This window comes from Streptomyces sp. NPDC044061, assembly GCF_056434305.1.
In genome coordinates, this window is record NZ_JBWKFL010000124.1 from 1 (window position 1) to 3428 (window position 3428).

The 3428-nt window shown below is 65.0% G+C and carries 2 protein-coding genes; one reads left to right on the plus strand and one right to left on the minus strand.

Features of this window, described 5'->3' with window-relative positions; genetic code table 11:
* Window positions 1–142 precede the first annotated feature (142 nt).
* Entirely contained in the window at window positions 143–1324 is a 1182-nt protein-coding gene (locus tag AC07CM_RS50220) for an ISAs1 family transposase (RefSeq protein ID WP_478883256.1), read from the minus strand.
* Window positions 1325–2378: 1054 nt separating this feature from the next.
* On the opposite strand from AC07CM_RS50220, the gene AC07CM_RS50225 reads away from it, so the two are divergent.
* Window positions 2379–3260: a group II intron maturase-specific domain-containing protein gene (locus AC07CM_RS50225; protein ID WP_478883257.1), complete on the plus strand. Its 882-nt coding sequence runs from the start codon at window positions 2379–2381 to the stop codon at window positions 3258–3260.
* The last annotated feature ends 168 nt before the right edge of the window (window positions 3261–3428 follow it).

Below are 3428 nucleotides of genomic sequence, written 5' to 3' on the forward strand. Positions count from 1 at the left end.
TCCGCATTCGGCCCGGGGCAACCCACCAGCCCCGCAAAAAGCCACCTGATCACCCATCAACCGGCCCAACCGCGAGAACGACGGAGCCCTGGTCCTGGGGCGGCCAGGGCTTCGGCGTAGTTGTGTGACGCCCGTTTTGTGATCATGCGAGGCCGAGGAGTGCGAGGGGGCGGCGGGGGTCGCGGGCGTTGCGGCGAAGGCCGGCCGCGATGTTCTTCGCTCCGGCGGCCCGGAGTGCCCCGATGGCGAGGTTGCGCCAGGTGGCCATCGCGCGGGCCGCGTTGCCGGTCCGTAGCTGGGAGGCGTCCTCGGCGAAGGTGGTGTCGCGGACGTGGTGCAGGGCCTCGATCGTCCAGTGGTCGCGGACGAGTCGGGCGAGCTGGGCCGGAGTGGCCTGCTCGGCGGTCAGGCTGGTGACTGCGTAGACCGTCTTGACGGTGGTCCTGCCGGTCTTGCGGTCGGTGCGCCGGCGCTTGATCTGGACGGCCTGGCGGGCTCCGGGGAAGAGGAGGCTGTTCACGGTGGCGACCTTGATCCGGCGGATCTCGGAGCGGCCGTGGCCGGTTCCCCGGGTGCGTCCCTGAAGCGGGATGTCCTTCCAGGGAAGGGACTTGAGCTGTCGGCGCAGCTTCTTCTGGTTGCCCTTGACGATCACGATGTAATGGGCGGCCCGGCCGAGGAGGTAGTCGGCGTGCTCGCGCTGGGTGTGCATGGCATCGCCGGTCACCACGACTCCTGCCAGGTCGGCGATGGTGTCCAGCAGCGGCTGGAAGCAGGTGATCTCGTTGGTCTTCTCGCCGACGTCCATCTGGGCCAGGACCAGGCCGGTGGCGTGTTCCAGTGCGGCGAGCAGGTGGATCTTGCGGCCGTTCGCTTTTGCCGCGCCGCGCAGGCTTTTGCCGTCCACTGCCAGGCCGCGCAGCCCGGTCGCCTTCGGGCGACGGTCGGCGAGCCAGCGCCCGACTGCCCGGTCCAGCGCGTCGCCGTCGATTCGGGCCAGTAGCCTGCGGACCGTGGTCTCTGCGGGCAGGGCCCGCCTGGGCAGAAGCGGATCAGGGTCCGCACCGGCCTGCTCCAGCACATACTCAGGGGCATCGGCGATCCATTCGCCGACCGCCAGCAGCGAGGTCGCTCCGGCCAGCACCGCGCACGCGGTGAGAGCGAGCACGACGGCCAGGCGGTGGCGCACCCCGCGTGGGTCACGCGGATCCGGCACCTCGGCCAGCCGCTCCAGCAGGCCCGGGATCTCCGCGGGTCCGACCTGCGGATTCTCGCGCAGTTGGTCAAGGGCAGGCGGGATCAGAGATGATGCGTCGGCAGGCACGGTCTTCCAGTTGGATCACGGGGCGTAGAGAACTCCATGATCTTGGAAGCCGTGCCTGTCACGTTCCGATAGCACCGCCGCTGAGCTGACAGTCCGGCACGAACCGGGCGTCACCCGACTACGCCGAAGCCCTGCTGGGGCGGCGCCCCGTTGGCGATCATCAAGGAGTACATCGAGAACCAGGTGCGACACGAAGTCGCATGAGAAGAGTGGAAATCACCAAGGAGTTCGACAAATGTCGAAGGTGTAGGACCCGGGCCAGTGCGCAAGGCTCGTTCCCGCTCCAGCGTGCGTCGCGAGTAATCGCGGGGTGCGAAGCCTGGAGAACTGCCCAAGGGCCCGCGTTCCATCCGTGGGTTACAGGCTGGGAAAGACCGGACGGGTGAATGCAAATGAATCCTCGATGATGCCTCGTTACGATGACTCTCGCCGATGGGTTGCTTTAGTGAGAGATAGGGACTGGTCGCAGGAAAGCGGCAAGGCGCCGACTGGGGATTGGTTGTCAGTCGGGAGTGCACCGCCGTCCCCGGAGTATAGAGGGCACCCTTCCCGGTCGAATCTCTCTCATGCGGAACGCGAAAACCCCGATGGAGTCCAGGCGGAAGACTAGTCCTGGTAAGCCGACCGTGAGGAAGGCCCAACTCTCCAGCGGGCGCAGGAAGACCCAGCAAGCAAATGCGGTAGCCGAAAGGAAACAGGAAAGCGGAAATGAGACCTTCGCACTGGTCAGAGAGTACCCAGACATCATCGCGGGGGTCTTGTTCGCCGGCGACGGGACATAGCCCAAGCGAAGACAGCTCCCGGCACAGTCCGTCCGCAGGAGCGCCCACGGCTCAACTACTTGGGCCGGAGCCAGCCCTGGAGGCTGACGATGTTCGGCGGCGGCCATGAACTTCCCCGGCATGAGGATAGCCTTCGTGACCTCACCCCGCGGCGGACTCCGACTCCTGGCACCTCAGATTATGCCGATCACACCAGTAGCCACAGGTCCGCGACCAGCGTCTTCACTGCCGCGACTGGCATAGTCCGTACCTCTGCATAAGCTGACGATCTTGTGGCCTTATGCCACAGTCGGGAGCACGCGGAGCAGGTCAAGTCACGGCTTGCCGACTGGCTGGCTCCGAGAGGACTTGCCTTCAACGAGGACAAGACGCAGATAGTCAGCCTCGCTGATGGTTTTGATTTTCTCGGATTCAACGTCCGCCGGTACCACGACAAGATCGTGCTGATCAAGCCCAGCCGGGAGGCCGTGGGACGGATCCGGAAGAGGCTACGCATGGAGATGCGTATGCTGCGGGGATCCAACGCCGCCGCAGTACTCAAGAAGCTCACGCCTATTATCCGGGGGTGGGCTGCCTACTACCGGACAGAGGTGTCAAGCGAGGTTTTCTCCGCGCTTGACGACTATATGTGGAAGCTCACCTACAGGTGGGCCAGACATACCCACTCGAACAAGTCACGGTGGTGGGTCGTTGACCGCTACTACGGCCAGTTCAATAAGTCCAAGCAGAACCGGTGGGTATTTGGGGACCGGGATTCCGGTGCCTATCTGCCGAAGTTTGCATGGACGAAGATCGTCCGACATGCGATGGTTGCCGGGGCTGCCTCCCCCGATGACCCGGCGCTTGCTGACTATTGGGCACAACGCCGCCGCAAAGCACCGCCTCCGCCGTTGAGTGCACCGGTCCGGCATCTCCTGGGCGTCCAGGAAGGCCGGTGCGCTGCCTGCGGCGGATTGCTGCTTTACGCCGATCAGCACCCGCAAAGCCCACACGATTGGGAAAAATGGGTGCGCGTCACCTTGGTAGCGATCCGCAAACAGCACATCGCTACTACGACGCACGGCGTGACGGACAAACCCCGTCTCATCCATTCCTCTTGCCGCCGCCGGAATCCCACCGGCCGTAGCGGAGGACCAGCAAGTCTGCATGCCTGAATGCCTTTAGGACTTGCTTGAGCCGTATGCGCGGACGACGTGCACGTACGGTTCTTAGGGGGGTGGGGGGGGGGGGGGGGGGGGGGGGGGCGCACGAACGAAAACACCAAGGAGACAAAAGGCGGAACCCCGCCACGCGCTAGCACACCTCCCCCCCGCATGTGAGTT